The following is a 21,779-nucleotide window of genomic DNA, read 5'->3' on the forward strand; positions in this document are numbered from 1 at the left end:
ATATGCTGCAAATATTATTGGTCGACGATGAGCGGTCGGTCGTCGAGACGCTGGCCGAGACGATTCCGTGGGCGGAATGCGGGATCGGCGCCGTGCACGAGGCGCTGTCCGGCGCGATGGCGCTGGAGGTGCTCGAGAACAATGCGATCGACGTCGTCATAACGGATATCCGGATGCCGGGCATGTCGGGAATCGAGCTCATCACGCACATCCAGCGCCGTTGGCCGAATATCCGATCGATCCTGCTGTCGGGTTATGCGGACTTCGAATATGCCAAGCAGGCGATCGCGCAGCAGACGTTCGATTATTTGCTGAAGCCGGTCAGCGACGAAGATCTAATCGATTCGGTCACGCGCGTCGTCGGCCAGATCCAGGCGAAATGGGAAGAAGCCGCGTCCGTGCAGAAGGCGCTGTACGCCTTGAACGAGAATTTGCCGCTGCTGCGCTCGACGATGCTAAGCGAGCTTCTGGCCGGCAAAACCTACGCCGCTCCTGCTCTTGCGGACAAGCTGCAACTGCTCGATTTGCCCTACTCCGCCCAGGACGAGATCAACCTGCTGCTCGTGCGCATGGAGGAGCGGTTCGCCGATCTGTCCGCCCGCGAACAGGCGCTTATGGAATACGCGATCTGCAACATCGTGAGCGAAGTGATGCAGGACGAATTCCATATCTGGCCGACGCGGGATGCGCATGACTATATCGTCATCATTGTCAAAAGGAAAGCGGCGACCTCCGAAGGCGGAACAACGGACGCCGCGACATCGCGCCCTCTCGTGGAGCGGTACGCCGCGCAAATCCAGACGAACGTGCACAATTACTTGAAGGGCGCCGTCTCCATTCTCGTCGGCGGCTGGGGCGTCTTCCCGGCCCAAGTACGCGACATCTACGACCAGGCTGTCCGCTCCATGCGCCAGAAGATGGGCCATGGCCAAGGGCTGTTCGTCATGATGCCGCAGGACGCGGAGCCGGCGGATGCCGCGGTGAACGCCGTATGGTCGCTGTACGAACCGCCGACGCTCCTGCATCTGCTGGAGGCCGGTAGGTTCGACGACGTCGAGAGCAAGATCAGGCGGATCTTCGACGAGCTGCTGCAAGCGGACGAGCACTCCGATGTGCCGGAGCAGCTGATCGAAGCGTATCACGTGCTGGCCGGCGCCTTTGCCTACCTCATCCACAAGAACGGCAAGCAGCTGCGCGCCGTCCTGCCGGACGAGGCGTACCGGTATTTTCAAAGTCCCGCCTACTCGACCGCGGCGCAGCTGCTCGATTGGGCGCTGCGGACGCTGCACCGCATTCGCGAAGACGCCGATCGTGAGCTGCAGGACAACCACAGCACGATCGTCCGCAGCGTGCGCAGCTTCGTGGACCGCGAGCTAGCCCGCGACGTATCGCTGCCCGCGATTGCCGGCCATGTGCACCTGCACCCTGTTTATTTGTCCAAGGTGTATAAGACGGAGACCGGCGAAGCGCTAACGGAATACGTATACCGGCTGCGTATGGAGAAGGCGGCGTTCTATCTGCGGACGACGGCGTCGAAGGTGTTCGAGATCGCGGAACTCGTCGGCTACAACAATACCGCGTACTTCATTCGGGTGTTCAAGAAGTTTTTCGACGTGACGCCCCAGGAGTACCGCGACGGTCTGCACCAGCAGCAAGGATAACGAAAAACAGCGCAAAAAGCGCCGCGGGTTAACATTGCCCCGTGGCGCTTTTTTGCGCTGAATTCGCGGCTGCAGCTAGCTCCTCTGCCCCGTCGCTATTCGCCGCATGCCGCTTCTGCCTTTATTGCCCGCCGCTGACGGACTGGTACCACTCGTTGACTTCCCGCGTGATCTGATCGCCGCCGGACGCTTTCCACTTCTCGACGAAGGCGTCGAACGAATCGATCGGCGCTTTGCCATAGATGATTTGCGAGAACGTGTCCTTCTCCATCTTCGCGAGAATATCGTTGTTCATCTGCATCGTCGCCGTCGGCGCGCCGGTGAACAGCTGCTGCATCGTGATGTCCTTCTGCTCGAGCACGATCTTCGCCGCGTCCAACATCGTCTGCGGCGTGCTGAGTTTCAGCTTCTTCTCGAACGGCGTCGCCGCCTCGCCTCCGTCCGCCAGCTTCGCCAGCGTCGCCATGTTCAAGCCCGGAATGCGCGCGCCGTCGAACGTGATCGTATATTTCTCCGGCGCGAACCCGCCGGTGTGGGCCGCGTCGGTCGTCGGCTTGCCGTCGACCATGACCCAGTCGTAGCCTTCCGCCAAGCCGTACTCGAACTCGCCGCCGATCGGCGGGTTGGCGAACTGATCGAACAGGTAATTTTGGTACGTAAAGAATGCTTCCGGATGCGCCATGTCCTTATTGATCAGCACGACGCCGTTCGCGTTGGAAGTGCCGTGGCGGCCGGCTTGTCCGTTCGGACCGGACGGTACCGGGTACGCCTTGTATTGCGCGTCCTTGTTGTTCTTCTTCACGTCTTCGAGCGGCCAAGCCGGCATCCAATGCGGACCGACGACGATGCCCGCCTTGCCGGCCGTGAAGTCCTCCGCCGCCTTCGTCTCGTCGTACAGCCCCGCCTCGGTCGGCAGATAGCCTTTGCCCATCCAATCCTGCAGCGTCGCAAGCGCCTGCTTCGCGCCCGGCGTCACGGAGCCGTACTCCAGCTTGCCGTCCGCGCTTAAGTTCCATTGATTCGACATCGTGCCGAACGCGCCGAAGATCCAGCCGGCATCGGACATCCACGTGTTGATCCAGTTCTTGAAGCCGATCGCGAGGCCGTAGGTATCCTTCTTGCCGTTGCCGTCCGGATCTTGGTTCGCGAACGCGTCCATAACCTTCTCGAGGTCGTCCAGCGTCTTCGGCGCGGACAAGCCCAGCTTCTTCATCCAGTCCTCGCGAATCCACATGACCGGATCGCCGTTGTACGCGTAATCGAGAATCGGTATGCCGATCCGCTTGCCGTCTTGCATATACGGATACCATACCGAAGGATCCTCGTCCATCGCCTTCTTCCACGTCTCGCTCGCATACTTATCGAACAATTCGCCCGCATCGACGAAGCGGCCGGAATCGATCAGCTCCCGGACGAGGTTGAAGTCGCCGCGATACGAGATAATATCCGGCATGGGCTCGTTCGTCGCCAGCGACAACCGAAGTTTCGTCTCGAACGCGTTGTTCGTCGACGGCGAAATCCATTGATTTTTCAGCTCGATGCCAAGCTTCTCGCTCGCCCACTTCGCATGCACGTTGTTGTCCTGGTTCTCTCCGTCCTTGAACTTCACGTCCGGCCCCCACGGGCGAAGATACGTGATCGTGATCGGCGGATCGTATTTGCCGTCTTTCATCCCCGCTCCGGCTACCGCGTTCTCCGTCGCCGCGTTCGCCGGCTGCTCGTTCGCGCCCGCATTCGCGTCGTCCGCCGCATTGTTGCCGCAGCCGCTCGCGATCGCGGACAACGAGACGATGCCGGTCAGCAGCATCGCGCCCAGGCGCTTCTTGTTCCTTGTGTCCAACGTTGTTTCCCCCAATTCGTAGGTTGTGTACAAAGCTTATCGTAAAGAAACCGCGTTCGGCGCGCCTATACTAAGATTGCAACATCGATTGCACTTCTTTAGGATGTTGCATATTGAATAGTAGTTCTTGCAAAAGTGGCATCTTCCTCTCGCAATGGCCGCGCATCTCGCTATTCTCCGGTACGAAGAGGGCAAAACCGTCAATAAGCAGCCCTTCGGGAGGGCTGCCTAAGACTCGTTGTTCATGCCGCGACGATGGCCGCTTCGCCTAATTGCTCGTATACTTCACCCAATCATACTCGGCGTACAGCGGATTCGCCCCGTTATACGCGCCAAGCCAGCTGTCCACGCCCGTTCCGTTCCAGATGTTCATCATGATTTTACCCGGGTGGCTCGGAATGTTGGTCGTCGCCGTATGCTTCAGAACGCCGTCGACATACCACTTGATATACCCGGGCTGCCAGTCGAATGCGTACGTATGGAAGCCGGCAGCCGCATCAAAGCCGAGGTCCACCAGCTTCTCGTGTCCGCCGACGCCGTTGGTGAAGTAATTGAATTGCACCTTGGTCGTGTCCTTGCCCAGGAATTCAATGTCGATCTCGTCCCAAACCGAGCCTTCGCTGGGACCCGTGTATGTGAAGAAAGACGAGACGATGCCTACGTTCTTCGCCGGTTTCATGCTCACCTCGTAGAGACCGTAGCCCTGCTTGAACGTCGAACGATATTCGCCGCAGTCGAACTTGTTGTACGTGGAGCTCGTCAATCCGAGTCGAAGCTTGCCGTCGGCCGTGAAGCCGGCGTTGTTCGCCCGCCACGTGCAGTTGAACATCCCGCCGTTCGAATAACCGTCCGCCTTCTGCCACGTAGCGGAATTGAAATACGTCAGCGGCTCCCAGAATACGGACGCGCCATAAGCGTTCGTGACAAGCATGACGGACGCGATGACTGTCGCGATCGAGGTAAGCCAAGTTTTCTTCTTCATCATTACACCTCCGCATCCATTCGCCTGGAATATGAACATACGCACGCAATCTGTTACTTTCACACCCTCCTCCCCCTCATAATAAAGCGTTTTCATTTCCGGCGATTTCATTGTAGCGCCTGCCGGCCAGGACATGATATAGCAACCTTGCAAGATGAGATAGCAATATCTAAAGCGGATTGGTTTGCGTTCACAATCCGAAGATTGGGAAGGCAGCATTCCGCTAACGCAAAAACGCGTCTTCTCGGGAATTATCGAGAAGACGCGCCTCTGTCGCACAGCTCTATTCGCGTAGATCGCAAGACCGGCGCGGCGTCGAACCTGCTTGCTTGCTACTCCTTCATCCGGAACCACACGCTCATCTCGCCGGCGCCCCGGTTGCCCCACGCGCTGTACGGCACCCATTGCAGCGCGACGGGCTCCGCCTTCCGGCTGAACGGACGATACAGCTCGCCGCTCCAATCCGCTTGATCGTCGCGGAAACCCTCGCCCTTCAGCACGACCGTCCCGCCGAGGACGTCCGGCTCCAACACCGCCTCAAGCTTCGCATCCGGCTTCACGGCGATCGCGGACAGGTGGCTGCCGTTATCCGTCTCCTCCAGACAATAGACGAGCGGGCCGCGCGTCATCGCCGCCTTGCCGGCATTGGCCCGGACGCTCGGATTCGCTTCGACCATGCGCGCTTCCATCGGCAGCGCAAGCTCGATCGCATCCCCATCCCCCCACGTCCGCGAGACGTAGAGATAGCCCTTCCGCACGTCGTCGTCGCTCGGTTGCAGCGTCTGTCCGTTCACCTTGACTTCGAAGCCGTCCGCCCAGGACGGAATGCGCAGCGCGATCGCGAAAGTCCTTGGCTCTCCGAGCGCTACGGTTAACCGGACGGCCCCGTTCCACGGATAATCCGTCTCCTGCTTCAGCTTGACCTTTGCTTCGCCCGGCAGCGCCGCTTCGGCTTCGCTGCCGATATAGAGATGCGTATAGATCGTCTGATCGTCCGTCGTATAGATATATTCGCCGAGCGAGGACAGCAGCCGCGAGACGTTCGGCGGGCAGCAGGCGCAGCCGAACCACTTCTGCCGAACGGGCTTCACGTGATGGCGGCCGGGATTCTTCTCGCTCGCTTCCGGCCACACCTCAAGCGGGTTCACGTAGAAGAAATGTTTGCCGTCCCGCTGCATGCTGCCGGCGACGTTGTTGTACAGCGCCCGCTCCAGCACGTCGGCATAAGCGGCGTCGGCTTCGATCTGCAGCATCCGGTGCGCGAAGAAGATGAGCCCGATCGAGGCGCACGTCTCCGCATAGACCGTGTCGTTCGGCAAATCGTAATCGAACGAGAACGCTTCCCCGTGGTGGGTGGATCCGATGCCGCCCGTAATGTACATTTGCTTGTCGACCATGTTGCGCCACAGTTTGCGGCATGCCTCAAGCAAACTTTCGTCGCCCGTAAGCGCTGCCAAATCCGCCATGGCCGTATACATATATACCGCGCGGACCGAGTGGCCGACCGCGACGTCCTGCTCGCGCACCGGTTTATGCGCCTGATTGTACGCCGGGTCCGGCTTGCGCGTGACGCCCGCCTGCCAGTGCGACGTTCGGCCCCGCTTCTCCCATTCCGCCAACAAGAAATTCGGCTCTTGTCCGCGCTCGTTAATGAAGAAGGCGGCCAGCTTCGCATACTTCTCTTCGCCGGTCGTCTTGTACAGCTTCACGAGCGCGAGCTCGATCTCCTGATGACCGTCGTACCCGCGAAGTTTGCCCGGCTCCGGACCGAATACGGTATCGATATAATCGGCGAACCGGCACATTGCATCCAGCAGCTTGCGCTTGCCCGTCGCTTCATAGTAAGCAACGGCGGCTTCGATCATATGCCCCGCACAGTACAGCTCGTGGCAATCGAACAAATTCGTCCATCTTTGCTCCGGCGCTTTAATCGTAAAGTACGTGTTCAAATAGCCGTCCGGCCGCTGCGCATCCGCGATCAGATCGATCGCGCCGTCGGCGATCGCCTCAAGCTCCGGATCGGGTTGGACGCTCAAGCTGTAGCCCACGGCTTCCAGCCATTTCGCCAGATCGGAATCCTGAAAGACGAAACCGCCGAATTCTCCCTCCTCATGTCCGGCCGCAATGCGGAAATTGCGGATCGCGTAGCTTGGCTCCGCATCCGAAACGCGGTCGTTCAGCGCTTCCCACTGATACGGAATGACCGTGTCCCGGACAAGTCGAGTATAGACGGACCAATAATCGTCCTCGATTTTAACCTGCTTGAACGAAATGGGCCGGCTTGCGTGCAAATTCGTTTGAATCATCCGGGAATCATCCTCCGCCTTCAAATTTTCATCCTTCTCAGAAGCCATTCTATCGCTTATAGTAAGGACGAACTACGTAGAAACTAACCTTGTTTTTTCAAAATATGAACCTCAGGCAAAAAGGAGATCGGGGCCTATGAACGAATCCGCTGAACGGATCGTATCCTTCGATATGCCGGCCATGCCCTACTATGCGGAATGCGGCAAAACCGTCTACGCGCCCGGCGAGCAGCACCCGAACCGGCGGAATCTGGGGCTGTTCGATCTGCTCGTCGTCGAGAATGGAACGCTGCATATCGGCGAGGAGGAGCGGCAATGGGCGGTGGAAGCCGGCCAATCGCTGCTCCTCCTGCCGGACCGCTACCATTACGCGGCGAAGCCGTGCGAGACGGCCACCGTCTTCTTCTGGCTTCACTTTCATGCCGCCGGCGCGTGGCGGGAGACGGACGGGATCGAGCCTCCGCCGCCAGCCTTGCCGGAAGCGGCCGCGGCTTCGCCGGATGCGGCGTATTCGCCATCTTCGCCCTATACCGTGGGCTTGCCCAAATATGCCGCGCTCGTCTCGCCCAAGCAAACGTTCCTGCAGCTCGAGAAGCTGCTGAGGCTGCATCAAGCCCGGCGGTCGGAGTCGTTCTGGGAGCAGCAGACGCTGTTTCAGCAGCTGCTGCGCATGTACGACGAGACGTTGAAGCAATCGTCCGCATCGCCCGCGCTTCACGTAGCCGAGCGGACGGAGGCGTACATCAAGCAGCATTACCGGGAGCCGATCACGAATGCCCGGCTGGGCGAAGCGCTTCATTTTCATCCCGGATACATCGTGCGGTGCATGAAAGAAACATACCGCTGCACGCCGATGGATTATTTGCTCTACTACCGCATCGAGCGCGCGAAGCTGCTGCTGCTAAAGACCGAGCTGCCCGTTGCGGCGGTCGCGGAGGCGGTCGGCTTCAGTCAGACGCCGTATTTCTCCGTCTGCTTCAAGCAGCAGACGGGTCTTGCGCCGCTCCAATTCCGCAAGCAATACTCGCATCCGAAGGGTGCCGCCGCAGGGGATCGGCTATTCGGGGAGACCGCCGGGCGCGCGCGCGCCGGGGTACGCGTAGATCAGCTAGAGATGTAGTCGACAGAAGAGAGGTGCAGCAAGATGTGGAGACCGGACCGCGCGAGCGATCGTCCGCTATATCAACAAATCGCAACTAATATCGAACAACGCATTTCGTTGGGCGAAATGCCGCCCGGCAGCCCGCTTCCATCGGAGCGCAAGCTGGCCCAGCAGCTGGGCGTCAACCGGAGCACCGTCATGCAGGCGTACGAGATGCTTCGCGCGTCCGGCTTAATCGAGAGCTTGACGGGAAGCGGCACCCGCGTCTGTCGGGATCGAGAGGGCTCGGCGCCGAGGCAGACGCCGAATTGGAGCCGGTACGTGGAAAGCGGAACGCTGCAGCCGAATCTGCCGCTCATGCGCCGCATCCGGGAAGGGCTTCAGAGCGGCGTGCCGTTCATTAATTTCGCGGGCGGAGAGCTGGCGCCGGACCTATCGCCGAACGACGCCATCGCGGATATTATGACGAGCCACCCGTTCCGGGAACCGCTCGGCTACGGCAATCCGCAGGGTTACGTACCGCTGCGCGTGGCGCTCGCCTCCTTCCTGCTGGAGCAGCGCGGCATCGCGGCGACCGACGAATCGATTCTGGTCACCTCGGGCTCGCAACAGTCGTTATATCTTCTTACGCAATGCCTGCTCAATCCCGGCGATGCCATCGCGATCGAGAATCCGTCCTACGCTTACTCGCTGGCGATGTTTCACTCCGCCGGCATTCGCTTGTTCGGACTGCCCGTCGATGATGAAGGCGTTCATCCCGACGGAATCCGTTCGTTGCACAAGCAGCATCGCGTTCGCATGGTGTTGTTGAATCCGAACTATCAGAATCCGACCGGAACGGTCATGAGCGCCGAGCGCAGAATCGAGGTGCTCGCCTGCTGCGAGGAGCTTGGCATTCCGATCGTCGAAGACGATCCGTTCAGCCTGACCGCCTTCGGCGAACAACCGCCGCCGCCGCTGAAGTCGCTCGACCGGAACGGAACCGTGCTCTATATCGGCTCCTTATCCAAGATAGCCGCCTCGGGTCTTCGGATTGGCTGGATGGTCGCGCCCCATACCGTAATCCGACGACTCGCGGACGCGCGGCAGCAGATGGATTTCGGCCTCAGCATCTTCCCGCAATGGATTGCCGCCCGCCTGCTTGATTCCACGTCGTTCCTGCCCCATATCGAACAATTGAGAATCGCGCTTCGCGATCGACGCGATGTGATGGCTTCGGCGCTGCGGCGCATGCTGCCAGGCGAGATTTCATTCGAATTGCCGCAAGGCGGGTTGAACCTATGGTGCCGGATCCATGGAGAGGTGAACGATTACGCGCTGCTGGAGAACGGTATCAGGAACGGCGTCGTTTTCGTCCCGGGCAGCGTCTACGGCGCGGAGCACGGATATGTCCGCCTCTCGTACGCTAGGCCGCCCATGGAGGAAATCGAGATGGGCATCGACAAATTCGCGCAAGCGCTGTATAAAAGTCTCCGGACGTAAAAAAGGCCGTTCCGAATTCGAATCGGAACGGCCAGGTCCAATTGCTTTGCTTCCGGAAAGTCCGGATGCAGCATTTGGCCAGGTCCAATTGCTTTGCTTCCGGAAAGTCCGGATGCGGCATTTGGCATAAGTATTCTTGTTTACCTATTGATATACCAGATAAGCCCAACGAGGCTCACTACGGTTACGACGGCATAAAGAATGGACAGTCTCTTCCATTTGGCGCCGTGCTTGCGGTCGTAATCCGGGTCCTCCGCCTTGTTCTCCTTCGAGAAGCCGACGGCCAAAGTTGCGACCAGCGCCACCGCGATGACCGCGATAACCAAAATATAACCGATGCCCATCGTAACGGCACCTCCTGCGCTATTGAGAATGGCAGCGGAACGATTAGTGCCGCTGTTCGACCAGCTTGTCGTCGTCGCGGATCAAGCCCGAGCCGCCCAGGTAGATAAGCGCGCAGCTTGCAACCATAATCAGACTCAAGATTACAATATATGTCATATACAATTCCCGCCTTATCGCGATATTATTCGTGCTGACACTCATTGTAAAGGGTTTGGCCTGCGATGCAACGAGCCAATTTCGCGCTGTTTTGACCCATCCACTTCAACAAAATGACACGTTATGCGAAAAATCGGACCTCTAATTGACCGAAACTAGCGGATTATCCCGAAAGTATCTCGCCATTTTGCCGGCTCTTTTCGTCCCTTTGCCGGTTTACGAATCTCTTCCGATTCGATATACTGATAACCGTAAATATTACTAAGTTTAAGGAGGTAAGCATTGCCTGGTTCCATTGCCAAATACGCGCTGCACGCCATTACGGCCCCGTTGATCCTCCTGTTGTTCTTCACGATGACGGGCCGAGGCGCGTCGTTGTTCGACTCTTTCGCGTTCACCGCCGCGCAGTGGCATAACATGAAGACGGTGTTCGTCAGCATCTTCCTGGAGGCGCTGCCCTTTATCCTGCTCGGTTCGCTCGTCTCCTCCGCCCTGCACCTCTATGTATCGGAGGATATGGTGCGCAGATGGCTGCCCCGCAGCCCGCTGCTCGGCATAATCTATGCCTGCGCGCTCGGCATTCTGCTGCCGATCTGCGAATGCGGCATGATTCCGATCATGCGCAGACTCATTCGCAAAGGCATGCCGGTCTACATCGGCGTCACGTACATACTGGCCGCCCCGATCATTAACCCGGTGACCTATGCGGCGACCTCGATGGCGTTCCCCGCGAATCCGTCCATGGCCGCGATGCGGCTGGCGCTTGCTTTCGTCGTCGCCTCCGCCGTCGGGCTCGTGCTGTTCCGAACCGTTCGACGCAATCCGCTGAAGGCGGACGCCGGCGGACAAGCCCCTGCGCATCGTCACGAGCACGACCATGACCATGCTCATGGCCATGCCGATACGCACGACCACGAACACGACCATGTTTACGAGTCGGCGGGGCGCAAGGCGGCCGGCGTGTTCACCCATGCCGCCGACGAATTTTTCGAGATGGGCAAATATTTGATGCTGGGCGCCTTCCTGACCGCATGCGTGCAAACGTTCATCAGCCGGGAAGATCTGCTGACGCTGAGCGGCGGAACATTCGGCGCGCACGCGTTCATGATGGGCTTCGCCTATCTGATCTCGCTCTGCTCGACGTCGGATGCGTTCATCGCCGCTTCGTTCCGGGGCACGTTCCCGCCTAGCGCGCTGCTCGCCTTCCTGGTGTTCGGGCCGATGATCGATTTCAAGAACACGCTCATGCTGCTGTCGGTGTTCCGCGGTCGTTTCGTCGCGCAGCTGATCGCCCTCGTAACGGCAGCCGTCCTCATCCTGTCCTTGATCCTGAACAAACTGATGTAACCCGGCCGCAAGCCGGAAAGGAGATCGCCCATGAAGCACATGGCCCCGGCGGATCGCAAAGCCGCCTTCCATCACGTAATGCGCGCCGCGATTCTGATCGGCATCGCGTTCTATATCGTGTACTTGCAAACGACCGGCAAGCTGACCCTATATATCGCGCCACGGATGACGATCTATGTGAAGATCGCCTCTCTCGCGCTGTATGTGACGGCCGTCTTCGGCATCTATGAGGCATTCCGACTGCTGTCCAAGCCTTCTGCCGCTGATTGCGGATGCAGCCATGCGATGCCTTCGTCCACGCTCAGAAGCGCGCTCGCTTATTTGTTGTTCATCATTCCGCTCGGCATCGCTTTCTTAACGCCGGACACGACGATCGGCAGCGCGATGGCCGCGAACAAGGGAATGACGCTCAGCGCCTCGCAATCGCTGCAGCAACCAGCCGACGACGGCCAAGCGGCGGAACTGCCGGGCACGGAGGAAAGCGATACCGCGATATCGGAAGACATTGATGCGTCGACAACGGATTCGGAATTAGCTGCCGAGCCGTCTGACACAACCGCCGCGACGCCATCTCCCGAGTCTGGATCCGCCCCTGCCGCCGATTCGATCGACGCCTTGTTCCCCTCCGACGAATATACGATTTCGTATGCGAACCTCGGCAAGAAGCTCTATCAGCAAGAGACCATCGTCGTCGAGGAGAAGCGGTACATGGAAATTTTGACGGCTCTCGATCTGTTCCTCGACCGATTCGTCGGCAAGACGGTCACGATCGAAGGGTTCGTGTATCGCGACGATACGCTAACGAACAACGCGTTCATCCTCGGCCGATTCGCCGTCTCCTGCTGCGCCGCCGATGCGATGCCGTACGGCGTGATGGTCCAGACCGACCACCCCGAGCAGTACGGGAACGATACTTGGCTGCGGATGACCGGCACGCTCGCGACGACGACCTACAACGGTAACGAAATTATGCTGCTGCAGGCGTCCAAGACCGAGAAGATCGAGCCCGCGGACGATCCGTACGTCTATCCGAACTATGATTTCTAGGGCTGCCGCCGTCATATAGCGGTACGGCGCGTTACATTCCGAAGACGAAACAACCGGCCTTCCCTTGCGGGAAGAGCCGGTTGTTTCGTCTTCATTCTTCATGAAACCGAGGGACTCGCTTCGACTAATCGGGTACGGCGAACATAAGCGAACAGGATCATCGACGCGCCCAACAGCCCGCAGATCATATACATATTGGAATAGGACGTTAAATCCGCAACCGGTCCCATCAATACGCCGCCCAGCGATACGCCCAAATCCGCCATCGCGACGAAGAGCCCGATCAGTACATTGCGACTCGCTTGCGGCAGCACGAACGACAAATAAGTGGTTAGCGTCGGATAGAGCATCGCCTGGGCTCCTCCCATGGCAAGCGCGCCGAGATAGAAGAAGACGGCGCCTCCGGTCAGCGAGAAGCTGACGCTAGCGGCCGCCACGGTAACCATCAGCATGATGACCATGATGAAGGAGGAATGCCATTTGCCGTCCGAAGGTATGCGCTTGCGCAGCGTGAACCGCGCCAAGACCAGCGTGCCCGCTTGCAGCATGAGGTAGATCCCGGCATGGCCGCCCTGGACTTCCGCGGCATATAGCGGGATAAAGGTAGTCACCGACCCGAATACGATGGAAGCCGATAGCATCAGCACGCTGCATGTGAGCAAGTACGGATTCCGGAACAATTCGCCGAATGACCGAAACGTATGGGCTCCCTGTTTCGATTTATCCGAAGCCGGCTGATCGGCTTTGCGGTGGTCCATCTTGGCGCTATAACCGATTAGTCCCGTAAACATGGCGAGGGCGATCATCGCCAAGGTAAAATTACTCGTATCTCCCGTCTGCCAAATGCCCAGCGCCAACAACGGTCCCGCAATCCCAGGCATATAGGCGCACAACGAGTAAAGCGAGATTCCCTGGGAACGATCCTTATCCGGCAGCGCGTCAATGATGCCGAGCTGTAAAGCCATCGAGAAGAAGGCCGTGCATACGCCTTGCAAAATACGCGCGGCAAAATATCCGCCTAACCCCGTGAACGTATACAGGATCAACGCAAGTCCGTTGAGGATCAATATCGTGCGCAATACGTTAATCGGACCATATATCTGGATCAAATTCCCTGCCCACGGCCTGAAGAACATTGCGGTAAACAAGTAGGCGCCCATGACGACCCCGATGGTCGTATTACTGGCGCCCATAGACTCCCCTTGCAGAGGGATGATGACATTTAATATCGAATTTGCGCTAAAATAGGACAGCGTTAATAGGTACAGCCGTAAAAATGGCCAAGACAGCGCTCCTCTCACCGGACTGCTCCTCCTTCATTTCATCCTCGTTATGTCATGATCATGCGCAGCAATTTCTTGGCATACGCGGACTGCACGTTCTTCAGCTGCTCGATCTTCGCCATCTCTTCGATTTGACCGTCCCGAATGATCAGGACGCTGTCGCATAGATAGGCGGCGGCCTGAATGTCATGGGTGATGAAGATATAGCTCATGTTATATAGTTGTCGCAAGCTTCGAAGCAAGTCGAGTACCTGGATCTGAACCGATCCATCCAAGGAGCTGATCGCCTCATCAAGCACAATCAGCTTCGGTTCCGTAGCGACGGCTCTGGCAAGGCTGACGCGCTGCGCCTCGCCGCCGGACAGTTCATGCGGGTACTTCTTGCGGTACGTCGAATTCAAGCCTACCTGGTGCAAGAGCTGATCGATCTTGTCCTGCACGGCTTGATGGCCGATCTTCCGGAGACGAAGCGGTTCCTTAATCACTTCTTCCACCCTGAAGAATGGATTCATGGAAGACGTATAGTCCTGAAACACGGCGCTTATGCGACCCGACCTTGCGCCGCGATCCATCACGTTCGCGCCGTCGAACCGAATCGTTCCCCTTGCCGGCTGCTCGATCCCCAATAGGAGGCGACCCAGCGTCGATTTGCCGCTTCCGCTCTCTCCAATAATCCCGAGGCATTCTCCGTCGCCGCAGCTAAAGCTGATGTTCTTCAGGACATGCTGGATGTCCCGGGCGAACAAGCCGCCTTTCTTATAGAACTTCTCCACGCCTTCAACGCTCAGCAACGCCCGAACCTCCCATCACGCGCTTGAAATGCTGATGCAGCGACTGCTTCGTCGATACCAGATACCGGGTATATTCGTGCTTGGCATCCGCGAATATCGCCTGGCTGGTCCCTTGCTCCACAATGACGCCGTCTTTCATAACCATAACTTCATCCGAAATTTTCCGGACGACCGCCAAATCATGGGAAACGAAAATCATCGAGCAGCCCATTCGTTCGCGCAGCTGCATGAACTGATCCACGACCTCGAATTGCGAGATCGTATCCAAGGCCGTCGTCGGCTCATCCGCGACGATCAGATCCGGCTCGAGCACGATCGCCAGCGCGATCATGACCCGCTGCAGCATGCCGCCCGACAGCTGGTGCGGATACTTATTCATGACCTCCAGCGGGTTTTTCAGCATGACGCTTCCCATCGCTATCTTCATCTGGAACGTAATCTCGTCCTTGCTCCAGCCAAAATGCCGCCGAAGCGTCTCTTGGAGATGAACGCCCACCACGCAGGAAGGGTCAAAAGCCCGCATGCCGTTTTGCATGATCATGCACAGCTGCTTGCCCCGCTTCTTCCGCATTTCGCGCTCGGTAAGCCTGCTTAGATTCTCGCCTTTAAACACAAGATCGCCGGATTGGCGAATGCCCGCTTTGTTCAACCGCATAATGGCTTTGCACGTGACGGACTTGCCGCTTCCGCTCTCGCCGACAATCGCCAGGCAGCTGCCTGGCTTGACATGAAAGGAGCTGCCCGGGACGATGACGTCGCCGGTGCCGCCGTCCCATATTTTCAAATTCGAAACCTCTAACAGATGCGACACGTCGCTTACGCCACCTCTTTCCCTTGCAGCCTTGCAGCCGAAACGGCCGTCCTTGCTTGGAACTTGGCCTTGGAGCTCATGAGCTTCGGATCCAACGCCCCCTGAAGCGCATCGGACAAGAAGTTGATGGCCGATACGACAAGGATGATCGTCAAGCCGGGCGCGAGCATGAGCTCCGGCTTGGAGAACATGACCGTTCTCGCCTCGTTCAGCATCATGCCCCATTCGGCATGGGGAGCCTGAATGCCCAATCCAAGGAAAGAAAAACCGGAGATTTGCAGCACCATGGAACCGAAAGCGCTGCTGGCGATCACGGCAATGTCGGGCAAAGACACCGGAACGATGTGACGCGCCATGATGCTGAGATGGCCGACGCCAATCGTCTTGGAATATTTGATATAGTCGGTCTCCGCGATCTGCATCACCGATGTTCGGATGATCCGGGCGAACCACGCCCATTTGCTGAGGACAAACGCGATTAATATATTCTCCAGGCCGACGCCCAACATGCCGATTAACGCCAGCGTCAACACATACCCCGGGAAGGACAGCATCGCATCGACGACTCGCATGAGCACGGCGTCCGTTCTCCCGCGGAAATAACCGGCGATAAAGCCGACGATCGCGCCCATACAAACCGACGCCAGCAGCGCGGCGAATACATACAGCACGCTTGGACGAATGCCGAATATGAGGCGGGATAAGACGTCTCTTCCCAAGTGATCGTTGCCCAGCGGGAAATCCCATGAAGGGCCGGCATATCGCAGCTCCATATGGATATGATTCGGATCATGGGGCGCCAACCAAGGGGCGAATGCCCCGGCCGCGATCGTGATCGCGACGATGAACAAGGAGACGCCGGCCAGCCTGTCCTTGAGGATTTGCTTCAACATGTTCATATTAGAGATCCCCTCTAAGCTTAGGGTTCATGGCGGCGTTGACCATGTCCGATACGGTGTTGAACAGAACAAAGGCGACGGCCATCACCAATACATACGCCTGAATGACGGGGAAATCCCTGCTCAGAATCGCGTGCATGCTCAGACTGCCGAGTCCCGGCCAAGCAAACACGTTCTCCACGACGACCGTGCTGCCCAGAATGATCGGTACCGCCATGCAAAATACGGAGATCGCGATCTGCAAGGAGTTGCGTATCATATGCATCGTAATCGTCGTCTCCGACAAGCCGCTTGCCCTTCCATAGAGAACATAGTCTTCATGCAATTGGCTGATCATGGAGCTTCTAATCATCCGAAAATAAATCCCGGCATAATTGACCGCAATGACGACCACCGGCAGCACGTAACTAGCGGACGACGCCATCCCGCTTGTCGGCAGAAGATCCAGCTTCACGGCGAAATACCAAATCATCAGCGACGCAAGCAAATAGGAAGGCATAGAGGTCAAAAAAAAGGAAACGCCCCTGACCGAGCGATCCAGAAGGCGGCCTTCCCGCAAGGCGCAGATCACGCCCAGTCCAACCGATAACGCAATGACGGCGATGACGGATGCGAACGTAAGCTGCAGCGTGTTCAGAAAGGCCGGACCAAGCAAGGTCCATACCGGTTCGCCGGACACATAGGAATGTCCGAAATCGAGCTGAAGACAGTCGATCAGCCAATTCGCATACCGGATCAGGAAGGGCCGGTCCATGCCGAGCTCCGCTTTGGTCTGCGCGATCAGCTCCGGCGTAATCTGGGGCACGCCTTGCGCCTCCAGCACCACCTCGGCCGGGTCCATGGGAGACAGATGAATAAGAATAAACGTCAAGAACGAGATGACGATCATCATGGGGATCGCGTATAATCCCCGTTTCGCCATATACCAGCCCATCGCAACCTTCTCCCTTTCTTCATACAAGAAAAGGGGGAAATCCCCCCTTTCTTCCTTATGGATTGAAGTTCATCTTCTCGAAAGGCAGCTCATACTGGGTCTGTTTGAAACCGATGCCTTGCAGCGATTGCGGAGCGACGATCGTGACGCCGCCATTGGTGAGCGGAATGAAGACGGCCTCCTCGTGAACGATGTTCAAGATGTCCGCATATAGCGACTTGCGGGTCGTCTCATCCATGGATACCGTCACATCGGCAATCTTGTCGTACAGCTCATCCGCTCGCGCAATGCCCTTCGTCGTGTGCAAATACGACGATTCGCTCGTAAAGGCGGCAATCGTGCTCTGCGGATCGTACGCAAGTCCCCACGTTTGATTGAACAATAGTTCATAATCGCCCGCGGATCTGCGCTTGGCGACGGACGTCGACTCTTCGCCGACAAGCTCCAGCCGCATGCCGATTTCTTTCAGCTCATGCTGTATGAATTCCGCCTGCGTTTTCTGCGAGGACGAATTCGCATCATAGTAAAGCTTCATCGTCAACTTGCTGCCGTTCTTCGTCCGAACCTCTTGGCCGTTCGCTAGCTTCCAGCCTGCTTCCTCCAACAGCTTGCGGGCAGCTTCGGGGTCGTAGCCGCGTTGCGGCAGGTCGACATCGGCGTATTTGACGTTCGAAGAGAACAGCGTATACGCCGCGGGTTCGGTGCCGCTAAAGATTTGCTTGCTGATTGTCTCCCGATCGATCGCCTGCCAGATCGCTTGTCGAACCGCTCGTTCATGTACAGGACTATTCGTCTGGCTGCTGTTCGCGACGATCATCTTCGTGTTCATCGGCTTGCTTCGCACGATTTGATAGTCGCCCGCATCCGTCAAGTTCGTCATCGCGTCGACGTCGATGCTATCGGTGCCTCGGTCATCCGTGAAGACGAAGTTGACTTCGCCTTTTTGCAGCGCCAGGAACGTCGTTTCGCCGGCCGGCAGAACTTTGCCCGTTATTTTCTTGATGGCCGGCGAACCGCCCCAGTACGCTTCATTGGCTTCAAAAACGGCTTGTTGGTCGACTTTATGCTCGACTAGTTTGTATGGACCCGTGCCGCTATAGCCGTTAAGGCCATCCTTGGTCTCCCCATCGATGAAATTTCGGGGCGAGACGAACACGTAAGGTCTGGTGAACGACAGCTCGTTCAGCGTCGGATAATAAGGCTCCGAAAGCACCAATTCGACCGTATGCGTGTCGATGACCAACACGTCGGTCAGTTTGGTCGACAGTTTGATCCAGGCGTGTTTCTTGGCATTGCGCTGCACCGCGTCGATATTCAGCTTGACCGCCTCCGCGTTGAATGGCTCGCCGTCATGGAAATTCACATCCTTGCGGAGATGGAAGGTATACGACTTGCCATCGCCGGAAATCTCCCAAGATTCGGCCAGCAGCGGCTTGATGCCCTCTTCCGTATGTTCAACGAGCGATTCATAGACCATCCCCTGCGCCGAATTCGAACCTGCGTATACATGAGGATTCATATCAATAAGGTCTTTGGCCGCCGCATAGACCAACTCTTGCGGGGATTCTTGCGGCGTTTCATGTGCTGCTTCATTCGTTGCTTCCTTCGAACCTGCCTGCGTTCCGCTGCAACCGCCCAACATTACGGCCAATACCATGCAACCCGCTATTAAGGTGAACCATGACTTTCTCATCTTAAGTGCCTCCAATAGGTTGTTTACGCGTTTCGATTTCGCTGCAAATCATTTTCAAATCATCTTCAAAGCGATGTACGGCAAATGCGTCCGACACCTTCTGACCTCTCAGAGCTAAGGAGGCTCTCTCTAAGCTCCCCTCGTAAGTTGCAATGAACTTATCAATCGTAGGACTGCTTAAGCCCAAGTACCTTGCGAGCCCTTGAATGATTTTGGTGCGGTAGTAATCCTCCTTGGGCATGCGGGGGATATCCCAGTACCCTTCTTTGTCCACGAAAATCTGCCGGATGGGAACAGCGGAGAAGTCGAAATACCTGCCGTTCCGATCCGGTTCCGAGAAAGGATCGATGAGCAAAGAGGTATACCGCACGTACACCAAATACTCTTGATGAATCGCCTCCAGTTGCATGAAGTTATCTATATCATGACGAGACAAGCTCTCCGGCCTCACCGGATAATTGTCGTCGGTCATAAACTTGAGCAGATTGATGCGCTCGATACCGAGCCTATCGAGCATGCTCATCATTTCTTTCCAAGCCTCGAGCATGTCGCGAATCAAGCTTTGCGTGATCGGACCTTCGGGAAACATTTTGTACACATACTTCTTGGCATGGGCTTCTCCGAAGACGGCGCCGAGCGAGAATTCGTTCATGAACAACGGCGGGTGCACGAATAGCGATATATTTCGAGACTCGGCCGCCATCGGCGATTGCATCGCTTCGAGGGTCGTACCCAGCTTGTCGCAGAGCTCGCCAAGCAAGACGACCGCGGGCGAGCGGCCATGCGTCGAACCGACGAAGACCTTCTTCTTCACCGCCGTCGTGATCACTTGGTCGGAGGGTCTGTCCCCCGCCCATCGCGTAGCGCCGAAATAGGTAGAGAAGCTGATCAATTCCACGGCCGGCTGAATATCTCGCATAAAATGGCGGATCAAGGCGTTGGAACCGAAGGTTGGCGATAATAGCACGATGCACTTGACTTGTTGTAGAAGTTCAACGTCGATTTGCTTCAGCACGGCAACGTACGCATCCGCCGTGACCGCCATAATCAACGTATCCCATTCGCCCGTAATGGTCCCGTATCCCCGATATACATGTTCGATCGCGCATTCGCCTTGCATCTGGCCGTGCTTTTCATTTTGAATATGTACGCGTACGCGATGGTCGCTTTCCTTAAGCGCCGCAAAGAAGGATTCGGATCGGACAGACTCTCGCCCGGCAATTCCGACTGGGCAATTCAACTTGTTCGTCAAGGTAACCGCCAGTTGTATGGTTGCGGGTCCCGTCCCCAGAATTAGCACGCGATTAAAGCTGTTCATTCGCGCCTCCCCTGGAGCCCTTCGTATACAAGGCAATATCAAACACTTGTTCAGGGCGCATGATGACCTCCGCAAGGTTCCACTTTCGTTCATCCGTTTCTTGCTTCGGGTAATTAAACAGCGACTTCAACCGGTCGCCGAATCTCATCGCCACGACGACCCGATCGTTGGTTAAGTCATGCAGTTGGTCCAGCAGCCGATATTTGTTCTCGATCGTGGAGCTGAAAATGATGTGGGTCGCCTGCTGCGTATAGGGAAGGTTCTCCACGAACGCTTTCGTTAACGTGATCGGCAATCCGCCTCCCAACCTCTCCACGACCCGTTGACCAAGCTCGATAGCCTCATCGTCAATATCGATTCCGACTACCGACGCGCCCGTTCGCTTCGCGATGTACAACGGCGTCATCGGGAAGGAGCCCGAGCCGATCATCAAGACGTTGGACGTCGCCGTCAGCCGGAAGCCGCCGAACTCTTCTTCGATGCAGGATTCGATATTGTCAAAATAGTCCGTTCGTTCCGTCTGGCCGTTCAGCAGCTTCAACGCACGGATCTTCTCCATAATCGCGACGCATCTTGCGGAGTATGCGCGTAAATCCGCAATTAGCCGGTTCCGATCTTCGGATTCCGATTGATGTAACTCCTCCCAAATCCCTCTATTCGCGTCGCTAGTAATAAACGCGGCGTATTGATTGATCGTCCCCTCCAGTACTTCGCTGTGATGTGCCGTACCGTCGTACTGCCGGGCCAATCGAGCGAATTGCTCAGCATATTCAGTCAGAACCCGTTCTGCATGGACTTGCGTCTTCATGATTTCACCCTCCAACTCGATAGGTTACCTAAACTTCAAGGTGAAACGGCTTCGCCTTCATTTGCGGCGATGCGCGTTTCTTCCGGAGAAATACAAGGCCGATGAAAAAGCGTGCAACTTATAGACTCTTGTATTTCTACATAAGCCTTGCCTTCCGCAACGATGCCGACCACGCCTTCAATCGAAAGTCTCGTGATCTCGCCGTTGTCGCATTGCGCGGCAACGTGGATCGTACCGCCGGGCTGTCGGATCGGCGCCGCGATCGCGCCGCCATGTTTCCAAGCCAGGTAGGCGCCCACGGAAGCCGTGCCCGATCCGCACCCTCTCTCCCAAACCAAGCTATCGAGAGGCGGCACATAAATGAGCGGAGCCATCTCGCCCGTGCCGGCTTTGTACAGCAGGATCCCGATCACGTTCGAACCCAGCGTGACGCCGAGCAGCTTCGCGAGCGACTGCGCCGTGTCTCTTGCGGAATCCGCGAATTGCTCCACTTCCAATACAATGTGAATAAAGTCCGGATAGCGCACGATGGCAAGGTCCAAATCCAACCCTTCGTACCGAATGGCTCGCTGTTCGATCTTGTTAGGAACAGGCATCGAGATTCGGCATTGGTAGTCATCCGCAGATCGCCTCACCTGGCATCGGACCAAATGATCGGTGCCCGAGGCTTCAAGGACGATCTCCTTCCAATCCAGCCGCCGACCGTCTTCCATCGAGGCGATATACACCGCCAGTGCCATGCAAGCATTGCCGCAAAACTCGCCGCCGGCCATTTGCAGGCTAGCTGCAGCTTCGCGTCTGCCCGACTTCGTAATGAAACCTACTTGTTCCGCGTAAACGTTGTCATAAGCCATAATCTTGGAAGCGATCGGCTTATGCTCCTCTTCAGGATGATCGGTCTTCACAAGAATGGTCATATTCTGGGTGGGATTGCATTTGACAAAGTCGATTTCTCGTCTCATCGCATTACCCTC

Annotated in this window: 18 protein-coding genes; 5 read left to right on the plus strand and 13 right to left on the minus strand. The window is 57.1% G+C overall.

What is annotated here, in order from left to right; all coding sequences use genetic code 11:
- The first annotated feature begins 2 nt into the window (after positions 1-2).
- Complete coding sequence (locus tag BCM02_RS09390) at positions 3-1,661, plus strand: response regulator (RefSeq protein ID WP_148928832.1); 1,659 nt, start codon at positions 3-5, stop codon at positions 1,659-1,661.
- 121 nt (positions 1,662-1,782) lie between these two features.
- Here the strand turns inward: BCM02_RS09390 and BCM02_RS09395 are convergent, their stop codons facing one another.
- The 3 genes from BCM02_RS09395 to BCM02_RS09405 form a co-directional block, all read right to left on the minus strand.
- A complete protein-coding gene (locus BCM02_RS09395) occupies positions 1,783-3,468 on the minus strand; it encodes an extracellular solute-binding protein (protein WP_425466166.1) in 1,686 nt (561 codons plus the stop codon).
- Between the two features lie 301 nt (positions 3,469-3,769).
- Positions 3,770-4,483, minus strand: a complete 714-nt coding sequence (gene bglS / locus BCM02_RS09400) for a beta-glucanase (protein ID WP_148928834.1) — start codon at positions 4,481-4,483, stop codon at positions 3,770-3,772.
- A 332-nt stretch (positions 4,484-4,815) separates the two neighbouring features.
- Positions 4,816-6,789, minus strand: a complete 1,974-nt coding sequence (locus BCM02_RS09405) for a glycoside hydrolase family 127 protein (RefSeq protein ID WP_148928835.1) — start codon at positions 6,787-6,789, stop codon at positions 4,816-4,818.
- Positions 6,790-6,925: 136 nt separating this feature from the next.
- Between BCM02_RS09405 and BCM02_RS09410 the strand changes: the two genes are divergently transcribed.
- Positions 6,926-7,909 (plus strand): helix-turn-helix transcriptional regulator, encoded by a 984-nt coding sequence (locus tag BCM02_RS09410; protein WP_148928836.1) that lies wholly within the window; start codon positions 6,926-6,928, stop codon positions 7,907-7,909.
- A 24-nt stretch (positions 7,910-7,933) separates the two neighbouring features.
- A complete protein-coding gene (gene pdxR / locus BCM02_RS09415; protein WP_148928837.1) occupies positions 7,934-9,373 on the plus strand; it encodes a MocR-like pyridoxine biosynthesis transcription factor PdxR in 1,440 nt (479 codons plus the stop codon).
- Positions 9,374-9,513: 140 nt separating this feature from the next.
- Here the strand turns inward: pdxR and BCM02_RS09420 are convergent, their stop codons facing one another.
- Positions 9,514-9,717, minus strand: coding sequence for a hypothetical protein (locus tag BCM02_RS09420; protein ID WP_148928838.1), 204 nt, complete (start codon positions 9,715-9,717; stop codon positions 9,514-9,516).
- Between the two features lie 439 nt (positions 9,718-10,156).
- On the opposite strand from BCM02_RS09420, the gene BCM02_RS09425 reads away from it, so the two are divergent.
- Positions 10,157-11,221 (plus strand): permease, encoded by a 1,065-nt coding sequence (locus BCM02_RS09425; protein ID WP_148928839.1) that lies wholly within the window; start codon positions 10,157-10,159, stop codon positions 11,219-11,221.
- 30 nt (positions 11,222-11,251) lie between these two features.
- Entirely contained in the window at positions 11,252-12,268 is a 1,017-nt protein-coding gene (locus BCM02_RS09430) for a TIGR03943 family putative permease subunit (protein ID WP_246183290.1), read from the plus strand.
- 98 nt (positions 12,269-12,366) lie between these two features.
- Here the strand turns inward: BCM02_RS09430 and cntE are convergent, their stop codons facing one another.
- The 9 genes from cntE to BCM02_RS09475 are packed head-to-tail and all read right to left on the minus strand — an operon-like array spanning position 12,367 to position 21,767.
- A complete protein-coding gene (cntE, locus tag BCM02_RS09435; RefSeq protein WP_148928840.1) occupies positions 12,367-13,569 on the minus strand; it encodes a staphylopine family metallophore export MFS transporter CntE in 1,203 nt (400 codons plus the stop codon).
- Positions 13,570-13,598: 29 nt separating this feature from the next.
- Positions 13,599-14,342, minus strand: coding sequence for an ABC transporter ATP-binding protein (locus BCM02_RS09440; protein ID WP_148928841.1), 744 nt, complete (start codon positions 14,340-14,342; stop codon positions 13,599-13,601).
- Entirely contained in the window at positions 14,329-15,153 is an 825-nt protein-coding gene (gene cntD / locus BCM02_RS09445; protein WP_148928842.1) for a staphylopine uptake ABC transporter ATP-binding protein CntD, read from the minus strand. Before cntD ends, BCM02_RS09440 begins: the two co-directional genes overlap by 14 nt.
- Positions 15,154-15,158: 5 nt before the next feature.
- Positions 15,159-16,052: a staphylopine uptake ABC transporter permease subunit CntC gene (gene cntC / locus BCM02_RS09450; protein WP_148928843.1), complete on the minus strand. Its 894-nt coding sequence runs from the start codon at positions 16,050-16,052 to the stop codon at positions 15,159-15,161.
- A gap of 1 nt (position 16,053) precedes the next feature.
- A complete protein-coding gene (opp1B, locus tag BCM02_RS09455) occupies positions 16,054-16,986 on the minus strand; it encodes a nickel/cobalt ABC transporter permease (RefSeq protein WP_148928844.1) in 933 nt (310 codons plus the stop codon).
- 55 nt (positions 16,987-17,041) lie between these two features.
- Positions 17,042-18,679: a staphylopine-dependent metal ABC transporter substrate-binding lipoprotein gene (cntA, locus tag BCM02_RS09460; RefSeq protein WP_148928845.1), complete on the minus strand. Its 1,638-nt coding sequence runs from the start codon at positions 18,677-18,679 to the stop codon at positions 17,042-17,044.
- A gap of 1 nt (position 18,680) precedes the next feature.
- The gene (locus BCM02_RS09465; protein WP_148928846.1) at positions 18,681-19,997 is read right to left on the minus strand and encodes an opine metallophore biosynthesis dehydrogenase; all 1,317 of its coding nucleotides are present in this window, start codon (positions 19,995-19,997) and stop codon (positions 18,681-18,683) included.
- A complete protein-coding gene (locus BCM02_RS09470; RefSeq protein ID WP_148928847.1) occupies positions 19,984-20,805 on the minus strand; it encodes a class I SAM-dependent methyltransferase in 822 nt (273 codons plus the stop codon). Before BCM02_RS09470 ends, BCM02_RS09465 begins: the two co-directional genes overlap by 14 nt.
- Before the next feature lie 35 nt (positions 20,806-20,840).
- Positions 20,841-21,767: a histidine racemase CntK family protein gene (locus tag BCM02_RS09475; RefSeq protein WP_246183291.1), complete on the minus strand. Its 927-nt coding sequence runs from the start codon at positions 21,765-21,767 to the stop codon at positions 20,841-20,843.
- Positions 21,768-21,779 lie beyond the last annotated feature (12 nt).

Source organism: Paenibacillus methanolicus (assembly GCF_008124765.1).
GTDB lineage: Bacteria > Bacillota > Bacilli > Paenibacillales > Paenibacillaceae > Paenibacillus_Z > Paenibacillus_Z methanolicus.